The 21,059-nt window shown below is 47.2% G+C and carries 19 protein-coding genes; 8 read left to right on the top strand and 11 right to left on the bottom strand.

What is annotated here, in order from left to right; translation table 11 throughout:
- The first annotated feature begins 48 nt into the window (after positions 1-48).
- Positions 49-816 (top strand): DUF4197 domain-containing protein, encoded by a 768-nt coding sequence (locus IC230_RS21635; RefSeq protein WP_191041132.1) that lies wholly within the window; start codon positions 49-51, stop codon positions 814-816.
- Between the two features lie 56 nt (positions 817-872).
- Here the strand turns inward: IC230_RS21635 and IC230_RS21640 are convergent, their stop codons facing one another.
- Positions 873-1,274 carry a group III truncated hemoglobin gene (locus IC230_RS21640; protein ID WP_191041133.1) on the bottom strand — a complete coding sequence of 134 codons (402 nt, stop codon included), beginning with the start codon at positions 1,272-1,274 and terminating at the stop codon, positions 873-875.
- Between the two features lie 42 nt (positions 1,275-1,316).
- On the bottom strand, positions 1,317-1,664 hold the full coding sequence (locus tag IC230_RS21645; protein ID WP_191041134.1) for an ArsC family reductase: 348 nt from the start codon (positions 1,662-1,664) through the stop codon (positions 1,317-1,319).
- A gap of 140 nt (positions 1,665-1,804) precedes the next feature.
- Between IC230_RS21645 and gldC the strand changes: the two genes are divergently transcribed.
- The 3 genes from gldC to IC230_RS21660 all read left to right on the top strand — a co-directional run bounded on the left by gldC (position 1,805) and on the right by IC230_RS21660 (position 5,929).
- Positions 1,805-2,155 (top strand): gliding motility protein GldC, encoded by a 351-nt coding sequence (gene gldC / locus IC230_RS21650; RefSeq protein WP_191041135.1) that lies wholly within the window; start codon positions 1,805-1,807, stop codon positions 2,153-2,155.
- Between the two features lie 70 nt (positions 2,156-2,225).
- Complete coding sequence (locus tag IC230_RS21655; RefSeq protein WP_191041136.1) at positions 2,226-3,413, top strand: DUF255 domain-containing protein; 1,188 nt, start codon at positions 2,226-2,228, stop codon at positions 3,411-3,413.
- 104 nt (positions 3,414-3,517) lie between these two features.
- Positions 3,518-5,929, top strand: coding sequence for an outer membrane beta-barrel protein (locus IC230_RS21660; protein WP_191041137.1), 2,412 nt, complete (start codon positions 3,518-3,520; stop codon positions 5,927-5,929).
- 51 nt (positions 5,930-5,980) lie between these two features.
- On the opposite strand, the gene IC230_RS21665 is transcribed toward IC230_RS21660, so the two are convergent.
- The 4 genes from IC230_RS21665 to ispG all read right to left on the bottom strand — a co-directional run bounded on the left by IC230_RS21665 (position 5,981) and on the right by ispG (position 9,267).
- Complete coding sequence (locus tag IC230_RS21665; protein ID WP_191041138.1) at positions 5,981-6,535, bottom strand: tetratricopeptide repeat protein; 555 nt, start codon at positions 6,533-6,535, stop codon at positions 5,981-5,983.
- Positions 6,536-6,603: 68 nt separating this feature from the next.
- Positions 6,604-6,954: an MmcQ/YjbR family DNA-binding protein gene (locus tag IC230_RS21670; protein WP_191041139.1), complete on the bottom strand. Its 351-nt coding sequence runs from the start codon at positions 6,952-6,954 to the stop codon at positions 6,604-6,606.
- On the bottom strand, positions 6,951-7,139 hold the full coding sequence (locus IC230_RS34090) for a DUF6728 family protein (protein ID WP_317171814.1): 189 nt from the start codon (positions 7,137-7,139) through the stop codon (positions 6,951-6,953). Before IC230_RS34090 ends, IC230_RS21670 begins: the two co-directional genes overlap by 4 nt.
- A gap of 115 nt (positions 7,140-7,254) precedes the next feature.
- On the bottom strand, positions 7,255-9,267 hold the full coding sequence (ispG, locus tag IC230_RS21675; protein ID WP_191041140.1) for a (E)-4-hydroxy-3-methylbut-2-enyl-diphosphate synthase: 2,013 nt from the start codon (positions 9,265-9,267) through the stop codon (positions 7,255-7,257).
- A gap of 384 nt (positions 9,268-9,651) precedes the next feature.
- On the opposite strand from ispG, the gene IC230_RS21680 reads away from it, so the two are divergent.
- Complete coding sequence (locus IC230_RS21680) at positions 9,652-9,990, top strand: hypothetical protein (RefSeq protein ID WP_191041141.1); 339 nt, start codon at positions 9,652-9,654, stop codon at positions 9,988-9,990.
- Positions 9,991-10,069: 79 nt separating this feature from the next.
- On the opposite strand, the gene IC230_RS21685 is transcribed toward IC230_RS21680, so the two are convergent.
- Positions 10,070-10,942, bottom strand: coding sequence for a lysophospholipid acyltransferase family protein (locus tag IC230_RS21685; RefSeq protein ID WP_191041142.1), 873 nt, complete (start codon positions 10,940-10,942; stop codon positions 10,070-10,072).
- Between the two features lie 119 nt (positions 10,943-11,061).
- On the opposite strand from IC230_RS21685, the gene IC230_RS21690 reads away from it, so the two are divergent.
- A complete protein-coding gene (locus IC230_RS21690; RefSeq protein ID WP_191041143.1) occupies positions 11,062-11,730 on the top strand; it encodes a WbqC family protein in 669 nt (222 codons plus the stop codon).
- 62 nt (positions 11,731-11,792) lie between these two features.
- Positions 11,793-14,321 (top strand): ATP-dependent Clp protease ATP-binding subunit, encoded by a 2,529-nt coding sequence (locus IC230_RS21695; protein WP_191041144.1) that lies wholly within the window; start codon positions 11,793-11,795, stop codon positions 14,319-14,321.
- Positions 14,322-14,395: 74 nt separating this feature from the next.
- Here IC230_RS21695 and IC230_RS21700 read toward each other — a convergent pair whose 3' ends face one another.
- From IC230_RS21700 to IC230_RS21715, 4 genes are all read right to left on the bottom strand, one after another.
- Positions 14,396-15,313: a PhzF family phenazine biosynthesis protein gene (locus tag IC230_RS21700; RefSeq protein WP_191041145.1), complete on the bottom strand. Its 918-nt coding sequence runs from the start codon at positions 15,311-15,313 to the stop codon at positions 14,396-14,398.
- Positions 15,314-15,406: 93 nt separating this feature from the next.
- Complete coding sequence (locus tag IC230_RS21705; protein ID WP_191041146.1) at positions 15,407-17,161, bottom strand: GMC oxidoreductase; 1,755 nt, start codon at positions 17,159-17,161, stop codon at positions 15,407-15,409.
- A 131-nt stretch (positions 17,162-17,292) separates the two neighbouring features.
- A complete protein-coding gene (locus IC230_RS21710) occupies positions 17,293-18,999 on the bottom strand; it encodes an FAD-dependent oxidoreductase (RefSeq protein WP_191041147.1) in 1,707 nt (568 codons plus the stop codon).
- 137 nt (positions 19,000-19,136) lie between these two features.
- Entirely contained in the window at positions 19,137-19,895 is a 759-nt protein-coding gene (locus tag IC230_RS21715; RefSeq protein ID WP_191041148.1) for a PI-PLC domain-containing protein, read from the bottom strand.
- 379 nt (positions 19,896-20,274) lie between these two features.
- Between IC230_RS21715 and fabG the strand changes: the two genes are divergently transcribed.
- Complete coding sequence (gene fabG / locus IC230_RS21720; RefSeq protein WP_191041149.1) at positions 20,275-21,021, top strand: 3-oxoacyl-[acyl-carrier-protein] reductase; 747 nt, start codon at positions 20,275-20,277, stop codon at positions 21,019-21,021.
- The last annotated feature ends 38 nt before the right edge of the window (positions 21,022-21,059 follow it).

Raw genomic sequence — 21,059 nt, forward strand, 5'->3', positions numbered from 1 at the left:
ACGATTTAGCGCCATTAACCGTTATAAAATGGCAATCTGATTAACACCATGATGAATCAACATGTTTTTACCGCCGGTTTGCTGGCTCTAACAATCAGTACCACTAGTTTCGCTCAGGATTCGACTCGTCAGAAATCATCAAGTGGTGGTATTTTTGGAAAAATCCTGGATGCTGTGACGCAGCCTGCTGCTGGTACGTCGGGTAGTCTGACGAGTACGGATATTGCAACCGGCTTGAAAGAAGCGTTACGTATCGGTGTAAATAATGGGGCCACACAGGCATCGGCGTTGGATGGGTATTTTAAAAATCCATTATTGAAAATTGCTTTCCCGCCCGAAGCACAAAATGTAGCGATGAAGCTTCGGCAATTGGGTTTTACCAAGCAGGTTGATCAATTCGAATTATCACTCAATCGGGCTGCTGAGGATGCTGCCAAGAAAGCGGCACCTGTTTTTGTCAAAGCGATTACGTCAATGAGTATTCAGGATGCGGTAGGAATCCTGCGAGGGCAGAATGATGCGGCAACACAGTATCTCCGTCGAACGTCCGGTCAGCAGCTGGTTACGGAGTTTACACCCATTATCGATAGTACGTTGAGGAAAAATAACGCGACAAAATATTACACCGACCTGGTAAATATTTATAACAAGGTGCCGTTTGTGCAGAAGAAGGTAAATCCTAATCTAACTGAGTACGCGACTGGCAAAGCCGTTGACGGGTTGTTTGTTTTAGTCGCTCAGGAAGAACAGAAAATCCGCGAAAATCCAGCCGCACGGGTTACGGATCTGCTGAAACGGGTGTTTTCGAAACAGTAGCCGAATAGAACCCATACGCTTAACGCCCCAAGGCTTCATGCTTTCGGGGCGTTTTTTTATTCTTCCATGTACGAGTCATTGTTGATGTACTCCAATTTATGATTCCAGACCAGGGCAATCTGGGTTGCACGTTGACGTACTTGTTCTGCGTTTTCACCGATAAAATTCTCTGCGATTGTTTGCGAAAATAACTGAAGCCAGCGCTCAAAGTGATCGATGGTGAGCGTATGTTTCTGATTGACGATCAGATGTGGACGAAACGGATGACCATCGTAAGCGTTGTTCCCGAGGATGATGGATTCCCAGAACGCGTACATTTTGGGCAGGTGTTTCGACCAGTCGACCTGTGCTACGTCTGTAAACACAGGGCCAATGAATGAATCAGCCTGAACTTTCTCGTAAAATGAATCGACCAAAAGTCGGACAGCTTCGGGCGAATCCAGTGTTCTTTTTTGCATAACCTCTCAAACTTGAGTACGTAGCTGATATTTCTTTCCGGACTACGTGGTGAATGTTTTTTCGTACTCATCAGCTTTAAAGCCTAACGCGATAAGCTGCCCATTTGATTCAATCAGCGGCCTTCGAATAACCGACGGTTTGGCGATCATCAGCGCGATGGCTCCTTCCATATCCGCTGGTTTGTCAGCATCGGAAAGTTTCTTCCAGGTTGTTCCGGCGCGATTGACCAGTTCCTCCCAGGGCTTCTGCGTAAGCCAGTGTTCTATTCTGTTTCGGTCGATACCTTGTTTCTTATAATCATGAAATTGATAGTCGACTCCGTGCCCGGCGAGCCAGACGCGCGCTTTCTTGACGGTATCACAATTTGGAATGGCGTATAAGGTATACATGAGGCTAAGCTTCTTTTGCGCTAAAATTACCGGATTTTAGGTTTTTTAGGCTAGTATATGCCATTGTTCGGCACGTTCATTTGCTACGTAGCGTTCGGATTGCCATACATTTCCCGTCGATGTTCTGTAAATTTGTGGCTATGAAAAAATCAGATATTCACTTTTCGGTCGAGTTAGATAACCAGAATGTTCCCGAAAAAATATATTGGGAAGCTACAGATAACCCCAACGAAGGCTTAAGCGACACCAGAGCCATCGCCATTTCCCTATGGGATCATTACCACAATAGTACCCTCAAAATTGACCTCTGGACAAAAGATATGGAAGTGGTCGATATGAAACGTTTCCTGATCGAAATGATGAGCGGCATTGCCGATACAGCCGTAAACGCAACGGGTGATCAGCGCATGGCTACCGACATCGAAAATACGTGCCGCGTGTTGAGCAAACGACTCGAAGAAGAAATTAAGCAGCAGGAAAAACAGCCGTAATTTATAGTAGAGTAGACCTGTCGGGCGTTAGTAGGTTGGCACTTATTTACCTGATGCGACCCCATTTTTTATGAAAAATATTCTTCTGCTAGTTCTGGTAGCGACCAGTGCGCTTGCTCAAAAAGCTGGCATTCAGTTTCGTCAGGCCCCAATAGAAACGGTGTTTCAGGAAGCTCGGCGAGCTGGTAAACCCATTTTTGTTGAGATTTACTCACCAACCTGTCACGTTTGCGAAAGTTTTATTCCAACGCTGGCCGACAGTCGGGTTGGGAAATTCTACAATGCAAAGTTCATCAGCACGAAATTAGATATTGGGCAACCTGCCACGAGAAATTTTTTAGACAGTCGTCGGTTGCTGGTGCCCTCGTTGCCCATGTTCCTTTATTTCGACCCGCAGCAGAATCTGGTTCACTTTGCGTTGAGCAATAATTCGACGGATGAAGTGATCCGACACGGCACCAATGCGCTGGAACCGCAGGCACGTAGCCAGACGATGAAATCGCGGTATCAGCAGGGGGAACGGTCGCCCAATTTCCTGATCGATTACGCGATGTATAGCCGGATCACGAGAGATACGACGGCCAACATTGCGGCTATGAACGACTATGCCAAAAAGACGTCACCTGCTACGTATACCAACCAAACAAATTGGCTGGCCATGCAAAAACTTATACTGGATTCTGAGAATCCCATGTTTCAGTATATGCTGAGTCATCTGGACGCTTATCGTAAACCATATGGGGCTGAACAAACGCAAAAGGTTGCCGAAAATATCCTGATGTCGTCTTTGTTCAGCGGCCGGGGTGAGCAGTTTCCTATTGCCAAAATTTTGCAGATCCGGCAAGACCTGACCAAAATCGGCATTGATGCAAAGGTCGCGGCCAACCGAACCTTGCTGCCGGAAGTGAAAGCCTATTTCCGGGCTCATCAGACTGCCAAAGCGGTTGAGCGTATGGACAATCAGGTCAATTCCAACCAGATGTCGGTTCTGGAATACCTCTATATTTCCCGGCTCTTTAACCGAAACAGCCCCGATGCAGTAGCTGCCCCAACCGTAACGAAATGGGTCAATAAAGCACTGGCGCTGAAACCGGGACCGAAAGAGCAGGCTGACCTGTATTACGAATTAGCTGAAGCTTACCGGCAGGGCGGTAAAAATGGGGATGCGCAGAAGGCGGCTCAGAAATCGATGGAACTGGCGCAGTCCAGTCGGTTGGATACGCGCCGGAACGTTGAACAGATGGGGAAACTGAAATAAAGATTTTGCGAGAATAGCGTGCTCATAATTCTGTGAGCACGCTATTTTTTTGACAGGCATTTTAGCCGGCACATTGGTTACAGGATAACGTAGCAGCTTTATTTATGACACTAGTTTTACGTGCTATTTTCCATTGGGTTTTATTGATTATCACGACTCAATCCATTTTGTTGGCTCAGTCTGGTTCACTGCGTCTGCATGTTGAGGAGGCTGATAAGCGTGGGGTTTTCGGCGCTACATTACAACTGACCGATCGAGCCGATACAACCCGCAAGCTGTATGCCATCAGCGACACGGCGGGTAACGCGTTCTTTCGTCTGGCAACCAATCGAACGTATCGGCTCTTGGTTACGTCGGTTGGCTATAAACCGGTTCGGAAAGAAATCGCGAGTCAACAAATGCAGAATGTACTTACCGTGGTGATGACGCCCGACAATGTGCAGCTTCAGTCTGTATACGTAACGGCGGCTAAGCCACTGGTTAGGCAGGAAGATGATAAGACCATTGTTGACCCTGAGCCGATCGCTGCGACCAGCACGAGCGCCTACGAACTGCTGGAAAAAACGCCCGGCCTCTTTCTTGACCCGGACGGAAATGTGTATCTGAGCAGTACAACCCCGGCTACGATCTACATCAATGGTCGGGAACAGAAAATGAGTGCGTCCGACATCGCGTCTATTCTGAAAAGTTTGCCGCCCAATAGTATTGCCCGAATGGAAATTCTGCGGACGCCGTCGGCTCGTTATGATGCAAGCAGTAGTGGCGGTATTGTGAATATCATCCTGAAAAAAGGGGTTAGTCTCGGCTTAACGGGTTCGGTCAATGCGGGGTTTAATCAGGGTCGGTTTGGAAATCAGTACGTTGGACTCAATCTGAACAATACCCAAGGCCGACGTTCATCTTATCTGAATTTGAATTACACGCATCGTAATTCGTACGAACAGATTCAAACGAATCGAACGTTTTCACCGGATTCCATACTGCGGCAGGATGCCTACACGACATTTCCGGCCCATGTTTTTTACGCAGGGTATGGACTTGGTTTCGAAACGTCCCGGAAATGGGATTTGAATCTGGATGGGCGGTTTTCCTGGAATGAATCAGCCTCATCGGCAAGCAATAGTAATCAGATTAGCCAGGTCAGTACTGGTCGCCTGGTGTCTGATAACCTAAATCAGATTGATGGTACTAATCGACTAGTGTCGATCACCCAGGGAGCAACGGCTAAATACAAACTTGACACCCTCGGTTCTGAATGGATAACTGACCTTTCCTATACGTTCATGGGTAACCGGGGTACGCAGGATTTTTCGACGCAATACATCCAGCCCGAGCGGAACCGGACCGCTGGCGATGGCAATTTTGATTCGCAACGCCATCTGGTAGCGATTCAGACCGATTTAAAATACAAACTGACGAAAACCATTACGTTCGAAACCGGTGCGAAACTTACCTGGCAGCAGTTCAACAGTCGTCAGGATTATTTCAACCAACGTACGAATCAGCGGATAATCGATGTCGGGCGAACGAACTCATTTGAGTACCGCGAAAATATCAATTCCGCCTATGCACAGATGTCCAAGACATTTGGTCCATTCCTGTTAAAAGGGGGATTACGGCTGGAAAATACCAACATGAATGGGCATCAACGAATACCGACCGATACGACGTTTAAAATCAACCGAACCGACCTGTTTCCATATGTTTTCCTGAGTCGGAAAGTGGCGAAAATTGCAGGCTATGAGTTACGTAGTTATCTGGTATACCGGCGTTCTATTACAAGACCGGCTTATGATTACCTGAATCCGGCGGCCCGTTACGTTGATCAGTATCTGTATGAGCGTGGTAATCCGGCATTACGTCCTCAGTTCACCGAAAATTACGAAGTAAATATCAGCATGGAGGATCGCCCGCTGTTTGCGATTGGCCGGAATAATACGCGCGATATTTTTACGAACGTCGTTTATCAGGACCCCGCCAGACCAAGTGTTGCCTACCGTACGTACGACAATCTTGGTATCAACCGGGAAACGTATTTTCGGATACTAGCTGGTATTCCGCCGATCAACCGATATTTCTTTGTTGTCGGAGCACAATACAATTACAATGAATATTCGGGTATGTATGAAAACAAGCCACTGAATTTTGAGCGGGGAAGCTGGTCATTTTTTACGTATCACTCCCTGAAAATTGATAATCGCTCGACGCTGACAGTCAATGGTTTCATTCGAACCCGTGGCCAGCTTCAATTCTATGAACTAAGTAATTTTGGAGGAATGAATATAGGGCTGAATCGAAAGTTTATGAAGGATAAACTCATGATCACGCTGGCTGCCAACGACCTATTCTTTACCAACTACTATCAGTTTGTTCTTCAGCAGGGTTCTGTCTCGGCGGACGGATTACGACGTAACGACACCCGACGAGTGGGCTTAACGCTACGTTATAATTTCGGGGTACGTAAGAAAGAAGAGCGGACGAATCCGTTTACTATCGAACCACCCGTACAGAATTGATTTTACGAAGGGTTCAACAACTTTGTTGATCAGAAAACCTGAACGAAGGTATTATTCGCGTTGGTAGACTGGCCGGGTGAACGGCGGCTGACGAAGAAGATTAAACGAGTTTTCGTCGCCTAGTGATACTGCCCGGCGAAGATCATTTTCTGCCTGGGGCAACTGCCGAAATTGAATCCGGGCTAAAGCCCGCCAGCGATACGCATCCGGTTTTTCGTCCCGGAAGTGCCAGACGGCTTTATCGAACTCCCGGAACGCCTGTTGGAATTCGTCTGTTTTGTAATAAGCAATCCCCCGATCTAAATAACAGTCAGCGAGTGTATTATCCAGATTGATGGCCTGGGTTAGGTCGTATATGGCTGAATAGTAATTTTCCTGAATGAGTTGACATTTACCTCGGTAGGCGTAAGCGATTGCTGATTTAGGGTGTTGTCGAACAGCCTCGTCGAACAAGGAATAAGCCTCGTCTATTCGTCGGTTATCGACTAATTCGATGCCTGTACGAAAACGTTTCCGATCTTTGTCGGCCAGCGTATCGTGGTCCATCAGGAAATAGCGAATTGTCAAATAAAGCGTAAACAGCAGACCTAGCCCTACAACTTCCATATCTCTGTCTGGTTTTTCTTAATCCTGCGAATTTACTTTTTTTATACCTACTAAGGCAAGCAAGTAACTCAGTTTAGTTGTGCCTGCACAGCCTTAGGCAAGCTTTTTTTGACCAACTCGTATGAATGGTCGATCCATTCCTGAAGGTCAGCTGTGCGCACACGACCATCAACCGTGATGGTATTCCAATGCGTCTTATTCATGTGATAGCCTGGCGCAACAGCGCTGTGCTCGTCCCGCAATTGCACGGCTCGTTCGGGATCGCACTTAAGATTAATAGTGGTTGGCTGGCTTTCTGTAGCCAATAAGGCAAACATTTTTCCTCCAACTTTAAACACCAACGCATCTCCCCCGAATGGAAACGATTCCGTGACCCCCGGTTTGGCAATGCAATACTCACGTAACGATTCGGTATTCATCGGACACAGTGACGAACAGTATACACAATGATCGCAAATAAAAACATGACAATCGAAATCCGATTGATTCCATGCATCATTCGAAGATTTACACTGGTTGGGTGATTGGGATCAGGTTTACGAAATACCCGAAAGAAATAAGAAAAAACAGGGCCAATTTTGAAATAATCAATGAATCTGTTCACGAGAAAATTGATGTATGATGAAAACCGGATAAAGCCAGCAGTAGATAATCTGCTTATTTACCTAACAAATAGGGGAGCCAAAACATTACGGCTTTTCGCTATTATTCACAACTAATTACGCATGCTCCAACGTCGGCTCAATCCAGCGGTTATCTTCACGGATAAGCTCGATTAACTCATCGACAGCACGGTCGGCCGGGACCGATTTTTTAATCACTTGCTGACCCCGGTAAAGCGCAATCTTGTCGCGACCAATGCCTACGTATCCGTAATCCGCATCAGCCATTTCACCGGGCCCGTTGACGATACAGCCCATAATTCCGATTTTAACGCCTTTAAGATGGTCGGTACGTTGCCGGATATGCGCCGTTGTTTCCTGTAAATCGAACAGCGTCCGACCACAGGACGGACAGGAAATGTATTCCGTTTTGGTGATCCGGGTACGGGCCGCCTGCAAAATCCCGAAGGATAGGCTGTTGAGCGCTTTGAGCTGTCCAGCCTGTGGCGTCGAGTTGGATAGCATAATGCCATCACCCAGGCCGTCAATCAATAAACCACCTACATCAGTTGCCGCATAAAGTGGTACGTTCTCATCCAGTACGTCTGAGTAATTACGTTGTATGACAACGGGCGTACGAATTTCCTGATTGATCAATTCAACAAATAACCGACGCAGCTCAGGCATGGCATGAGCATTGTTAGTCTGAATGATCAACACAACCGTTGTGTCGATACGTAGTGCGGCCACTAATTCAGCTGATAATTCTGACAGCGACAGTTGCACAAAATTTAGGCGGCTATGCAACAGCTCTGGGACCGATTGAGCTGTCAAATAAGCACCGGCACTGAGTATCGGGAACGTATTAGTCTGATCGGAACTAGATTGCCAGACTGTATAATCCAGAATCTGTTTTAAGCCATTCGGTAACATAAATTGTGCTGGATGCGAACCTGTGTAGACGTAATCAGCACCCAGGTCGTTCATGCGCCATTTGTCGGGCTCTGGCAAATAAAAATGACCGATTGGCTTTAGGTTATCATGTTCCTGAACGGGTACCTGACTAAAATCAGCAATGACGCGCGGTACGTTCTGTCCCCCGAAATTGGCGACTTCATGGGTTGACCGGCGGGTGTACTGAAATGGATTGATGGGATACGTAGTGATTGCCGGAATCGCTATACTTTCTGATGCCCGGTGGGTATATCGGTTAATAAGAGCCTGGGCAACCGGCGCTTCGCGTTCGGGCTCTTCGGTAAGTGACACACGAACGGTATCGCCAATGCCATCTTCGAGCAACGTACCGATGCCCAGCGCCGATTTGATACGTCCGTCTTCGGCTTCGCCCGCTTCTGTTACGCCCAGGTGCAGCGGATAAGGCTTTAGTCCCTCCTCATCCAAGCGTTGTACCAGTAACCGATACGCCTGTACCATTACTTGTGGATTACTCGACTTCATCGACAACGTAATGTTGTAATAATTCTCGTCCTCGCAGATCCGTAAGAATTCCAGCGCCGACTCGACCATACCCACCGGCGTATCGCCGTACCGACTCAGAATCCGGTCAGAGAGAGAGCCATGGTTGGTTCCGATGCGCATAGCCGTACCGTATTCTTTACAGATGCGTACCAGCGGCAAAAATTTCGCCCGAATCCGCTCCAGTTCAGAAGCATAGGCTGCATCGGTATAATCAATGAATTCAAAACGTTTGCGGTCGGCGTAGTTGCCGGGGTTGATCCGTACTTTCTCCACTACCCGGGCGGCTAATTCAGCTGCGTTGGGTGTAAAGTGAATATCGGCTACCAACGGTGTCGTGTAACCACGCGCCCGAAGTTCTTTGCGGATGTTTTCCAGATTCTGGGCTTCTTTCACGCTCGGTGCCGTAATGCGCACATACTCGCATCCGGCCTCGATCATCCGTATACTTTGCTCCACGGAACCAAGCGTGTCCATCGTATCCACCGTGGTCATCGACTGCACCCGAATCGGATAATCTGAACCCATCGGTACGTCGCCAATATTGACCGTGATGGTTTTTCGGCGAATGTATTCAGTTAACGATGGTGTATAGAGAATAGAGGAATCAGTTTGCTTAACTGACTGAGGAGGAGTAAGCAGCGAATCGAACATACGAGTATCGGCGTAAGGCCGTTTGACCAGACAAAGGTACGGAAAAAGCAGTTTCCCGGTTTCCTGTTGGCTATGGGAACAACGTAGCGTAGATGGAAAGTGTTCGCGTGCCCGATCTTAATCCTCTAGCCTGTATAGCCTGTAATACGATATAGTGCTCATGGGAGAACGTAGCCGTTAACTTCACGTTATGTATTCAGAATTTTGGCTGTATTATCTTTAGTTAACGCATTATCGTGTTGAATAGATTGCCGGGGCATACGATCAGGAAAAACAAAAAAAACAGTCTGTCGTTCAATAAGCGTACTACTAGACGAACAACCCATACGTTTGGGGCAATAGCAACAACGGGTATTACAACCTGTTAATCAATTTAAAAACAGCATGAAGACCACGTTATTAAGCGTATTTGCATTTATTACAGTACTAACAACTGCTGTTTATGGGCAGGACAGTACAACCACAAAGACGAAGGAAAAACGTCAGCAAGAATGGGCTGAACGAAAAGCTCGCGTGAAAGAAGATCTGAACGAAACAGGTCAGGTGATTAAGCAAAAAGCGAAAGTCGCCAATGAAGCTGTTGGGAGGGGAGCTCAGAAAGTAGGGGAGACGGTAAATAAAGGATTAGATAAAGCCGAAAATGCGATTGTCACAGAAGCCGATAAGCTAAAAGCCAAACGGGATTCTTCAAAAGCCGAAAAAGCCCGCCGGGATACGTTGTAATTACGACGATAGTACGCTGAGTTAAACCCCTGTGTATTTACTCAGAAACTTTGCGCTGGGTTTAAATGGGTGTGGCATATTACTCCAGTTTCGCACCGACTTTTGGGTATTTGCCACGCCAGTGTTTCCATCGCTTGTGCGACCAGAGCCAGTCAGACGGGTTGTTGCGTATCGTGGTTTCGATCATGTCGCGATAACGTTCCATAATTGTACCCAGCGGCAAATCAGTATAGGGAGGTTCGGCAACGGTGCGGATCGTAATCTCATAATAGCCCCGGCGCACCCGTACCGTGTCTAAATAAAACACGGGAAAATTTCGACTGCGTGCCAGTCGTTCGGCGCCTGGATAAAACGGTGAATCGCGGTGCAGAAAATCCGTCCAGTAAGCTTGTTCCGGCACATCAGGAACCTGGTCAGACATCAAGCCAATCATTCTTGGAATGTCTTTGCGTGCTACCATCTGGCGAGGTAGCGTATTCATGGCCGTTGGTATAGCACCGAAACTGGACCGAACGTCGCGCATCAATCTGTCGAAAAATTCATTGGTTAGTGGTTTATAAATACTGTCGACAGGTACTCCATTAAGTACTAAAGATCCTGGAAGCCATTCCCAGTTACCCTGGTGAGAGGTCATGCCAATAATCGTCTGGCCAGCCTGAATGTTAGACCGAATCAAGTCCAGATTTACAAACCTGACCCGTTTCTGTATTTCCTCAGGAGACAGGGCGGGCAGTTTGATGATCTCAACAAATAAATCGGCCAGATTTCGATAAAAATTTCTCGTAATGCGATGACGCTCAGCGAGTGACTTCTCTGGGAATGATAGCCGAAGATTTTCATCAATTACTTGCCGACGATAACGGATTACATAGAGTAGCAGGAAATACAGGACATTGGAAATACCATATAATATACTAAGCGGTAAACGCGATAAAAAGCGAAAAAATGTCATTTGTTGAGCGTAGACCAACTAGGAAGAAAACCATTGTTTAGTCTTAAAATTAAAAATTTACAAAATTCGTTGTCGGTATTGTTTTTTTGCTTTATTTGTAAACGGATACGTTTGTTTTATTGGAAAAGTACCAGCTAACGCCAAATCCGGCCGAGTCTCATCCGACGCGCTTACTCATTGAGCTACATTATCTGCCTTGTTTAGATTATCTATCAGGTATGATGCAGTTCGGAGATGTTCGACTAGAGGCTCATGAGCATTACCAGAAGCAAAGTTACAGAAATCGTTGCTACGTTCTGACGGCAAACAAAGTGGATGTTCTTACGGTACCGGTACAAAAGGGAACCCATCACTTGCCAATCCGTGATCTTCGGATCGATAACGGTCAGCACTGGCAACTTCACCATTGGCGATGTTTACAGGCTGCTTACGGAAAGGCACCATTTTTTGAATACTACGCTCCTGACTTTGAATGGGTCTACCGTAAAAACTGGACGTATTTGTTTGATTTGAATTATGAACTGCTGACAATTTGTCTGAAATTAATGCAGGTACGCATAGCCTTAGACCTGACAGATTGGTATGATAAAACCGCACCAATCGGTCTATTTGACGCCCGGTCGAAGGTAAATCCGCGAAATGGATCAGAATCGTATGTATTCCATCAGCCGGTTGCCTATTCGCAAAATTTTGGCCAGAAGTTTGTACCAAATCTAAGTGTAATAGACCTGTTGTTCTGCCAGGGACCGGCCGCTACGGACGTGTTGAAGGCTGGCCTTCGGGAGTGAACAAATCCTTTAAACTCTTCGTTAGGCCAGTAAGAAGCTTACCTAAGGAGACCCTAAAACGAATGGAAGCAAAATTCTCAAATCGCGTTAAGGAAGTTATCACGCTGAGTCGGGAAGAAGCCTTGCGCTTAGGACACGATTATATCGGCACAGAGCATCTGCTGCTCGGTATGATTCGTGAGGGAGAGGGTGTGGCCGTCGGATTGCTGAAAAAACTTGGCATTTCGCTCGACGAACTCCGGGTTACGATTGAACAGGCTACGAAAGGAACAGCCACCAACAACGTGAAGAACTTAGCCAATATTCCACTGACCCGTCAGTCGGAGAAGACGCTGAAGATCACGTATCTGGAGGCTAAGATTTTCAAAAGTCCGCTGATTGGCACGGAACACCTTCTACTATCGATTCTGCGTGATGAAGACAATGTCGCCACGCAGATTCTCAATAAGTTTAATGTTAATTACGAAGTCATTAAGGAGATGTTGGAATACCAATCTTCAGGAAGCCGTCCGGTGATGGGCCCTGAAACCGACGACGACGACAATGACCGTGGGATGTTTGGTGGCAGTAGCTCCAGTTCAGGCAAAGATCCCAAAGGCACCGAGAAGTCCAGAACACCTGTACTGGATAATTTCGGTCGCGATCTAACTAAACTCGCTGAAGTTGGCAAACTCGACCCCATCGTCGGTCGTGAAAAAGAAATTGAACGCGTTGCTCAGATCCTGAGCCGCCGGAAGAAAAACAACCCGATTCTGATTGGTGAGCCGGGCGTTGGTAAAACAGCGATTGCTGAAGGACTGGCGCTACGTATTGTTCAGAAGAAAGTATCGCGGGTGTTGTTCGGCAAACGTGTGGTTACCCTCGACCTTGCGTCGCTCGTGGCTGGTACAAAATACCGGGGCCAGTTTGAAGAGCGCATGAAAGCCGTAATGAATGAACTGGAAAAATCGCCTGAGGTGATTCTGTTCATTGATGAGCTTCATACCATAGTGGGTGCAGGTGGCGCTTCTGGATCGCTTGACGCATCGAACATGTTCAAACCAGCACTGGCTCGGGGCGACATTCAATGCATCGGTGCCACAACGCTGGACGAATACCGTCAGTACATCGAGAAAGATGGCGCTCTGGCCCGTCGTTTCCAGATGGTTATGGTAGACGCTACGTCGATCGACGAAACCATCGAAATCCTGAATAACATCAAGGATAAATACGAGGATCACCACCACGTTAATTACACGAAAGAAGCGATTGAGGCTGCCGTGAAATTGTCAGAGCGTTATATTTCTGACCGGTTTCTGCCCGATAAAGCCATCGACGTAATGGATGAAGTGGGGGCTCGCGTACACATCTCGAACATCACGGTTCCTGAAGATATTCTGAAGCTTGAAGAGCAGATCGAGAACATCAAGAAGGAGAAAAATCAGGTTGTTAAGAGCCAGAAGTACGAAGAAGCTGCTCAACTTCGCGATAAGGAAAAACGTCTGATCGATCAGCTCGATCGCGCTAAACAGGCGTGGGAGGAAGATACCAAGAAACGTCGCTATACAGTGAACGAAGAAAGCGTTGCTGAAGTCGTAGCCATGATGACGGGTATTCCGGTCACGAGTGTATCGAACGACGAAGGCAAGAAACTGGTCAACATGGGCGAAGAACTGAAAGGCCGGGTTATTGGTCAGCAGTCGGCCATTGACAAGTTGGTGAAAGCCATTCAACGGACGCGCGTTGGTCTGAAAGATCCGAAAAAACCGATTGGTTCGTTTATTTTCCTTGGCCCAACGGGCGTCGGAAAAACCGAATTAGCTAAAGTACTCGCTACGTATCTGTTCGATAAAGATGATGCGCTGGTACGTATCGATATGTCGGAATACATGGAGAAATTCAGCGTTAGCCGTCTGGTTGGCGCCCCTCCGGGCTACGTTGGTTACGAAGAAGGTGGTCAGTTGACCGAGAAAATTCGCCGGAAGCCATATAGCGTTGTATTACTTGACGAAATCGAAAAAGCGCACCCGGATGTGTTCAACATCCTGCTGCAAGTGCTTGACGATGGTATCCTGACGGATGGCCTTGGTCGTCGGGTCGATTTCCGCAACACGATCATCATCATGACTTCGAACATCGGGGTTCGTGATCTGAAAGATTTCGGAGCGGGTATCGGTTTCTCGACGCGGAAGTCGGCTGAAACACAGGATGAGTTAATGAAGAGCACGATTCAGAGTGCGCTTCGTAAAGCCTTCTCGCCGGAATTCCTGAACCGTCTGGACGATGTGATTGTGTTTAACTCACTACAACGTGAAGACATTCACAAAATCATTGACCTGATGTTGGGTAAACTGCTCGGTCGTGTTACGAACCTTGGTTATACGGTTGAGCTAACGGAGAAAGCAAAAGACTTCCTGTCTGAGAAAGGGTATGATCCGCAGTATGGCGCTCGTCCGTTGAGTCGCGCCATCCAGCGTTACCTCGAAGATCCCGTTGCTGAAGAAATTCTGAAGGGAGAATTGAAAGAAGGTGATGTAATTCTGGCCGACTACAGTGGCGAGGGTGAAACCCTGACTATAACTGTCAAAAAACAGGAAGAAGTAATCGAATAAATAATCATAATTTTCTTAGTAGAAAGCCGCCTGACTTTAATGTTGGGCGGCTTTTTTGGTAGACAGGTTTGGATTCACAAATGCCAGGTTCCTTCTGCGATCAGTTGAGTTCTGCCGCCGACATTTAGTACGTAATGATTATTCGTTAACTCACCATCCAGATAGATGTACGATTTTCTGTTTATCTGAAAACCCTGTTCAACTACAGCTTTAATTATCGGCTGATCGTAGTTTAGCAGATAAGCTAACAAACAGCCATTAGCACTGCCTGTAGCGGCATCTTCCACTACTTTGTTGTTTTCGATCAAGATCATTCGGGCATTGTAATCATTCGCACGATCGTACGTCTCTCTGGTAAAGAAAAAGAGCGACGTCGAATGACCGGTTGGGCTATTGGTGCGGTACTTATTCTTTGAAATCAGAAAGTTTTTGAAGGGTTGATACGAAAGCTCAACCCTGTTAATAGCGTCTAAGCTATTGAGTGGAATGATTATATAGGGTAGCCCCGTGCTAATTTCCTGAATGGGTAACGTAGCGTCAAGATCATCAGGATTAGTACCTAGTGATTCTGCTACTTCTTTTTTGTCGAACGTTTCGCGAATTTCTGGTTGTGTCTGCCGCATGTAGAACAGGCTTTCATCGATGTTCTGGGGATCTAAAATCGAAATAGTTATGTCGCTATGGGTAAGTTCAAGTGTTAAGTTTTCTGGAGCCTGAGGCAGAAGGAATTTAGAGATTACGTAGCTCGTACCAAGTGAAGGATGACCCGCAAAAGGTACCTCATGTTCTGGGGTAAATATTTGAACCACAAATCGCTGGTTGTTTTTATTCGCTTTGATAAAGGTTGTTTCAGCAAAGTTTATTTCCCGGGCAATACGTTGCATTTTCTCGTCTGAAAGGCGATTGTCTAAATCCAGAAAAACAGCCAGTTGATTTCCTTCATATTTCGCATTGGCAAAAACGTCTACGATGTAATAGTTGATGGTTTTCATGAACGGACTGGATAATGGGCAAAATGAAAAGGTCGTAAAGGTAAGCTTACCTTTACGACCTTTTCAACGAGTGATTCTAACTATAAAAACAGATTAAATACTTTTCTGCTTCACCTGATCGATCAGGTATTCTGATGTTCGCATAGAAGCCGCCAGAATGGTCCAGGTAACGTTTTTATCACCCTGAGAGACGAACGGAGCTGCATCGACCACGAACAGGTTTTTTACATCATGGGCCTGCTGATATTTATTTAGGGCCGACGTGCGTGGGTCATTTCCCATCCGAACGGTACCAACTTCATGAATAATTCGACCGGGGGCCGCTAAACCGTACCCATGAGCCGTGTCAGGACCAGGTTTAGAACCAAGCGGGATGCCACCCATGGCATGAATAATTTCTTCGAAGGTGTCCTGCATGTGCTTAGCCTGTTTCACCTCGTAGTCCGACCATTTGTAATGGAAACGTAGCACCGGAATACCGTATTTATCTACCTTGTCCGGATCGATCTCGCAGTAATTGCTTTCGAGTGGCACCGGTTCGCCCCGACCAGACATACTGATGTAAGCCCCATAGAACCGTCGATAATCATCTTTCAGACTCGCACCGTAGCCGCCACCGGGTTTCTTCGTACCATCACGGCCCGGAATCGTACCGTTCAGTGCTTCAATGCCTCCGCCATAACCATAGCCGGGCATTCCCATTCCGCCACCGTATTCGATGTGGTAACCACGCGGGAAATCTAATTTTTTGTTATCCAGCCACCAGGGCGTGAAAACGTGCATCCCACCGACACCATCTTCATTGTACCGCTTACGATCCATTAACGCTGGAACGAATCCTGATCGGCTGGCTCCGGTTGAGTCGTTCAGGTATTTGCCGATAACCCCACTGGCATTGGCGAGTCCATTCGGAAAACGAGCTGATTTTGAGTTGAGCAGCAGACGGGCTGATTCACACGTACTGGCTGCAACCATGACGGCCTTCGCACGAACTGTAATTTCCTGCAACGTACGGGTATCTACGTAGCTTACGCCCGTAGCCAAGCCTGTTTGCGGATCGGTCGTGACTTCGCGGGCCATCGCTCCGTTGATCAGCGTTACATTGCCTGTTTTAACGGCCGGAATACAGAGTACCGACGATGCTGAAAAGTCGGCATAAGCCTGACAACCCCGATTACACTGGTGACAATAAAAACAGGAGCCCCGTTCGTTATTGATCGGCTTCGTTAAAATACTTAGCCGGGATGGAATAACGGGAATCCCGATGCTACGTGCCCCTTTCCGAATCATAAGTTCATGCAAACGAGGCTTCGGCGGAGGCAGAAAAATACCATCTGGTTCATTCGGGAAGTTCTCTACAGACCCAAAAACGCCGATGAGCCGATCTACACGGTCGTAGAAAGGTTTCATATCGTCATAAGTGATAGGCCAGTCGTCGCCAACACCGCTTAATGAACGGCGTCGGAAATCGTCAGGACCGAAACGCATGGAGATTCGTCCCCAGTGGTTGGTACGTCCGCCCAACATTCGTGATCGAAACCAATCAAATTCAGTACCGGGCTTAGACGAATACGGCTCCCCTTCGATATCCCAACCACCCCAGGCGGCATCGAAATCACCACCCGAACGTGCGGCCGTGCTGGCTCCGCGCCGGGGAGATTCCCAAGGCCATTTTAATTGGGTAATATACTTTGGATCAGCAGGGTCATAATACCCGCCGGCTTCGAGCAGAACGACTTTGGCGCCCGCTTTGGCTAACATATAAGCAGCCATCCCGCCCCCCGCGCCAGAACCAACAATGGCTACGTCATAGGTGATCGGCGCTTTTTTGATTTGTGGAATATCCATCTTATACGCAAAGAATTAGGTTAGTCAATGAATACGGAAATGATGTCGATACGTTGCCAAGAATGATACGTAATGGCTGACTTTTTTATAAGCCCGACACTAGCTGGGTTTACTGCCTGATAAACAAAGAATCACAAGGTCAGTCGCTGTTTATCGGCCAGTAGCACTGTGCTCAATTTTTGGTAAGGCAGCCGTTGGGGTGAAACCTTGTTGTCAATCGACAGAACGGCGGCTGTTGCGGCCGATTGCCCTAGGATCATAAAGACGGGTTCCATGCGGATTGAGCCATAGGCGATGTGTGAACTCGATAAGCAGACGGGCACCAGCAAGTTATTACACTCATTTTCTTTGGGCAGAATTGATCCGTATGCAATCGAGTAGGGTTTGTCGGGATGGACACCAATGTCGCCTTCGTTCTGTACAAATCCATCCGCTTTCACGTACCGTTGCGCGTTATGCGCGTCCAGCGCATACGAACCCATGCCAATGGGCTGCGGAACAGTCGTTTTGCCGAGGGCATCCGCTTCTTTCATAACGAACATACCCAGCATGCGCCGGGCCTCACGGATGTAAAGCTGGTGTGGCCAGTGCCCATTGTCAGTGAACTCATCTTTGGCCAGCCCCCATTGCTGCATTTGCTCGTGAACGTCCGCCGGAACGCGTGAATCGTTCGCCAGGAAATACATCAGACCTTTCTGATATAACTCGTGCTCTTTAATGATCTGCTTGCGCCGTTGGTACGTAGCGTCGGGGTAATCGTAGTTTTTACCAAGATAATCGGTGCTGAAAGGGCCGTGATTATTCGTGTCGGTTTTCCGGTTCGGAATTGCGTCGTATTTATCAAATGTTTCGCGCCAACCGCTCGCAAAGACTCGTGCCAGAAGTTCGTAACGGGCCGGGTCATAACCGTCAGGTTTAGGGAATGCAACACGGTTATCGGGGTGATTGCTCAGGCACATACGGAAGCAATACGCCTGTATTTTATTATCACCCGTCCCATTTTCCCCGAGCTTAGTGGTTGATACCTCAGGCAACAAACCGCTTTTAGGATCACCTGGAGTTTTGTAAGGACTAATGTTCGTTTTGAAATAATGCCCGTGCTGGAAAACGCCCGCCTGTACGCCGTTCCATTTTTCGTTATACACACTGTTGGCTTCGCGTCCGACATGATACTTAACACCCGCGGCTGCCATCAGATCACCTTCATACGTAGCGTCTATGAACATTTTGCCCTCGTATACCTGACCGCTCAGCGTACGAAACGAACGGATACTTCCCGACTGTTTCTGAATACCTTTCGCCGATCGGTCGAGCCATTCATTTCGGTAAATTGTCAATTTATAATCACCGACGAAATCTTCGAAAACCTGCTCAGCGGCATGCGGTTCAAAAATCCACATCGTTCGGTTCGTGCCGTCGATAGCTGGAGTGCCTTGCCCTTTGTTACCATACTCTTCCTGCTTTTGCCATTTCCAGGCCTCTTTTGTCTGGTAATGCCGATACAGTCGCTGGTAGAACTCGCGCGAAAGCCCACCGATCACTTCTTTATTACCTGTATCGGTAAAGCCCAATCCGCCTGCTGATAAGCCACCCAAATGCGTATCGGGCGAAACGATGATAACGGATTTCCCCATCTTTTTCACCTGAACGGCCGCAATTACCGCTGACGAGTTACCACCGTAAACAATAACGTCAGCCCGGCGAGTTGAGGATTGTTGGGCTACAGTTACCGGAGCGAATACCAGCAAAAAAAACAGAGCGGATACACCAGAAAAGAATGATACTTTAGAAAAAGTTAAGTGTTTGTTTGGGCAAATGAAGAGAGAGACTGTTTTCATAGAGTTCCGGTTCGAATCGCGGGATTGAGACTAAGGTATGCAATTCTGTAAAGAACCGATCGTATGCCAGTTACTTAAATTTGCTGGAAAAAAGCCCTGAATTCACTAGTTTGGGCTGTTCGTGACCGTTTAAAGGCTTATCGCATTGCCTGAACGCACTCCGCTACTTTGTCGGTATTGATTACATCGATTCCCAACTTTTTGAGCTGTTTCCAGCCCGTTGGATTATCAGGAATAGCCCAGAAACGGATGGGTTTGCTGTCGCTGTGAGCACGTTTGATAACGCGTTTCAGCTTATCGCGGTCCAAATCCGATAGCTCGCTTGTGCCATCCCATTGCGAATACGAACGAAAATTGTCGCTGATAAGCGCTACGCGCTGAAGTGTTTCCTGATCATATACTTCGCTGGGACGCCCATCGAATTGAAGCAGCGGATAATCGAGGAACGTATCAACTTTAGGCCGGTTACCGCTGATAATGACCTGCACGGCTTTTGTATTGGCAGCTCGGTTGAAATAAGGCAGGTTTTCCTGTAGCAATGTCAGCAATTTCGGCAGTACGTCCGCTGGGCTATCTTTTACATCAATCACCAAACCGAAGGTATAGTCCCGATCAGAACTTGGCTTGTCTTTATATTGCTGGAATAATTTAACGATGGGCTTTAGATACAATGAATCAAGCGTGGGGGCGTTAGCCTTTGGTTTCTCATGTGACACAACCAGTTTACCGTCCTGCAGCCAAACATCGGCCTCAATGAAGTCAGCACGTTGTTCATACGCATCCGCGAAAGGACGAGGTTTCTCGTAATCGTTATGCGCGTGGATCTTTTGAGCAAAGCTGGCTGATGTAGACAAAGTCAATATCACCAGGAGTATAGAAAGCAGGATACGTAGCATGATGGGGTCAGGTCAGTCGTGTCGAAGGATAGCATTCGTGGGCATTACGTTGCTAGTCGTTCGGCAAACTGAGATTAAGGGTGATAGGACAATTTTACGACAAATAAACAGGGCTCTACTGGCAATAGCAAACAAACTCTACGACCGGGGCCTTGTCCGAATTTAAACGCCATTGAGCAAACGGAAATACGTTCGTCTCTATCCGTCTGACCGAAAACATTACCGGTTGCTGCGTTCTTCATCTATAAGGAATTTTCTTGCCATTTGCCCCTAAAATGCTATTTTTGACAACATTTAATGTACAGTGAATTCGGTACAATGAGTAATTATGCTTCATTACGTTCATTATACATTAGTCGTTTTACATTATCCATTAAAAATGAGTTTACTGACAGGAAAAGTTGCTTTGATTACAGGCGCATCGCGCGGAATAGGGCGAGCCATGGCCCAGAAGTTTGCCCAGGAAGGGGCCGCCGTTGCCTTTACGTATTTATCAAGTGTCGAAAAAGGACAGGCTTTGGAGGAAGAACTTCGGGCATTCGGTGGGCAGGTAAAAGGCTATCGCTCCGATGCTTCTAATCACCAGGCTGCCGACGAATTGGTTACGCAGGTACTGGCCGACTTTGGCAAACTTGATATTCTCATCAATAATGCAGGAATTACCAAAGATGGTTTGTTAATGCGCATGTCGGAAGAACAATGGGATACCGTTATAAACGTTAATTTAAAGTCGGTGTTCAATCTCACGAAAGCGGCCATCAAACCAATGATGAAAGCCAAAGCGGGGTCGATCATTAACCTGACGTCGGTTGTCGGAATTCGGGGTAACGCAGGTCAGGCCAACTATGCAGCCTCAAAGGCTGGTATCATTGGTTTTACCAAGTCGGTTGCATTGGAAGTAGGGTCACGAAGTATCCGGTCCAACGCCATTGCACCGGGCTTTATTGAAACTGAAATGACCGGCGAAATAAATGAAAAGGCACTTGATGAGTGGAAGCAACAGATTCCGATGAAGCGCGGAGGGCAACCTGATGAGGTTGCTGATTGCGCGGTTTTCTTAGCTTCCGACCTCTCCCGTTACATCACTGGCCAAGTGTTACAAGTAGATGGGGGAATGTTAACTTAATTATAAATGATGAATGATGAGTTGTGAATGGAAAATAG

Origin of the sequence: Spirosoma validum (genome assembly GCF_014699035.1) — a bacterium.
GTDB lineage: Bacteria > Bacteroidota > Bacteroidia > Cytophagales > Spirosomataceae > Spirosoma > Spirosoma validum.

Excerpts from the sequence above, each read along its gene's own strand:
- IC230_RS21700 (WP_191041145.1), bottom strand. The coding sequence starts at position 15,313 with ATGAAAACCATCAACTATTACATCGTAGACGTTTTTGCCAATGCGAAA.
- IC230_RS21710 (WP_191041147.1), bottom strand. The coding sequence starts at position 18,999 with ATGAAAACAGTCTCTCTCTTCATTTGCCCAAACAAACACTTAACTTTT.
- fabG (WP_191041149.1), top strand. The coding sequence starts at position 20,275 with ATGAGTTTACTGACAGGAAAAGTTGCTTTGATTACAGGCGCATCGCGC.
- IC230_RS21680 (WP_191041141.1), top strand. The coding sequence starts at position 9,652 with ATGAAGACCACGTTATTAAGCGTATTTGCATTTATTACAGTACTAACA.
- IC230_RS21665 (WP_191041138.1), bottom strand. The coding sequence starts at position 6,535 with ATGGAAGTTGTAGGGCTAGGTCTGCTGTTTACGCTTTATTTGACAATT.
- IC230_RS21705 (WP_191041146.1), bottom strand. The coding sequence starts at position 17,161 with ATGGATATTCCACAAATCAAAAAAGCGCCGATCACCTATGACGTAGCC.
- IC230_RS21645 (WP_191041134.1), bottom strand. The coding sequence starts at position 1,664 with ATGTATACCTTATACGCCATTCCAAATTGTGATACCGTCAAGAAAGCG.
- gldC (WP_191041135.1), top strand. The coding sequence starts at position 1,805 with ATGAAAAAATCAGATATTCACTTTTCGGTCGAGTTAGATAACCAGAAT.
- IC230_RS21635 (WP_191041132.1), top strand. The coding sequence starts at position 49 with ATGATGAATCAACATGTTTTTACCGCCGGTTTGCTGGCTCTAACAATC.
- IC230_RS21695 (WP_191041144.1), top strand. The coding sequence starts at position 11,793 with ATGGAAGCAAAATTCTCAAATCGCGTTAAGGAAGTTATCACGCTGAGT.
- IC230_RS21655 (WP_191041136.1), top strand. The coding sequence starts at position 2,226 with ATGAAAAATATTCTTCTGCTAGTTCTGGTAGCGACCAGTGCGCTTGCT.
- IC230_RS21715 (WP_191041148.1), bottom strand. The coding sequence starts at position 19,895 with ATGCTACGTATCCTGCTTTCTATACTCCTGGTGATATTGACTTTGTCT.
- IC230_RS21685 (WP_191041142.1), bottom strand. The coding sequence starts at position 10,942 with ATGACATTTTTTCGCTTTTTATCGCGTTTACCGCTTAGTATATTATAT.
- IC230_RS21660 (WP_191041137.1), top strand. The coding sequence starts at position 3,518 with ATGACACTAGTTTTACGTGCTATTTTCCATTGGGTTTTATTGATTATC.
- IC230_RS21640 (WP_191041133.1), bottom strand. The coding sequence starts at position 1,274 with ATGCAAAAAAGAACACTGGATTCGCCCGAAGCTGTCCGACTTTTGGTC.
- IC230_RS21670 (WP_191041139.1), bottom strand. The coding sequence starts at position 6,954 with ATGAATACCGAATCGTTACGTGAGTATTGCATTGCCAAACCGGGGGTC.
- ispG (WP_191041140.1), bottom strand. The coding sequence starts at position 9,267 with ATGTTCGATTCGCTGCTTACTCCTCCTCAGTCAGTTAAGCAAACTGAT.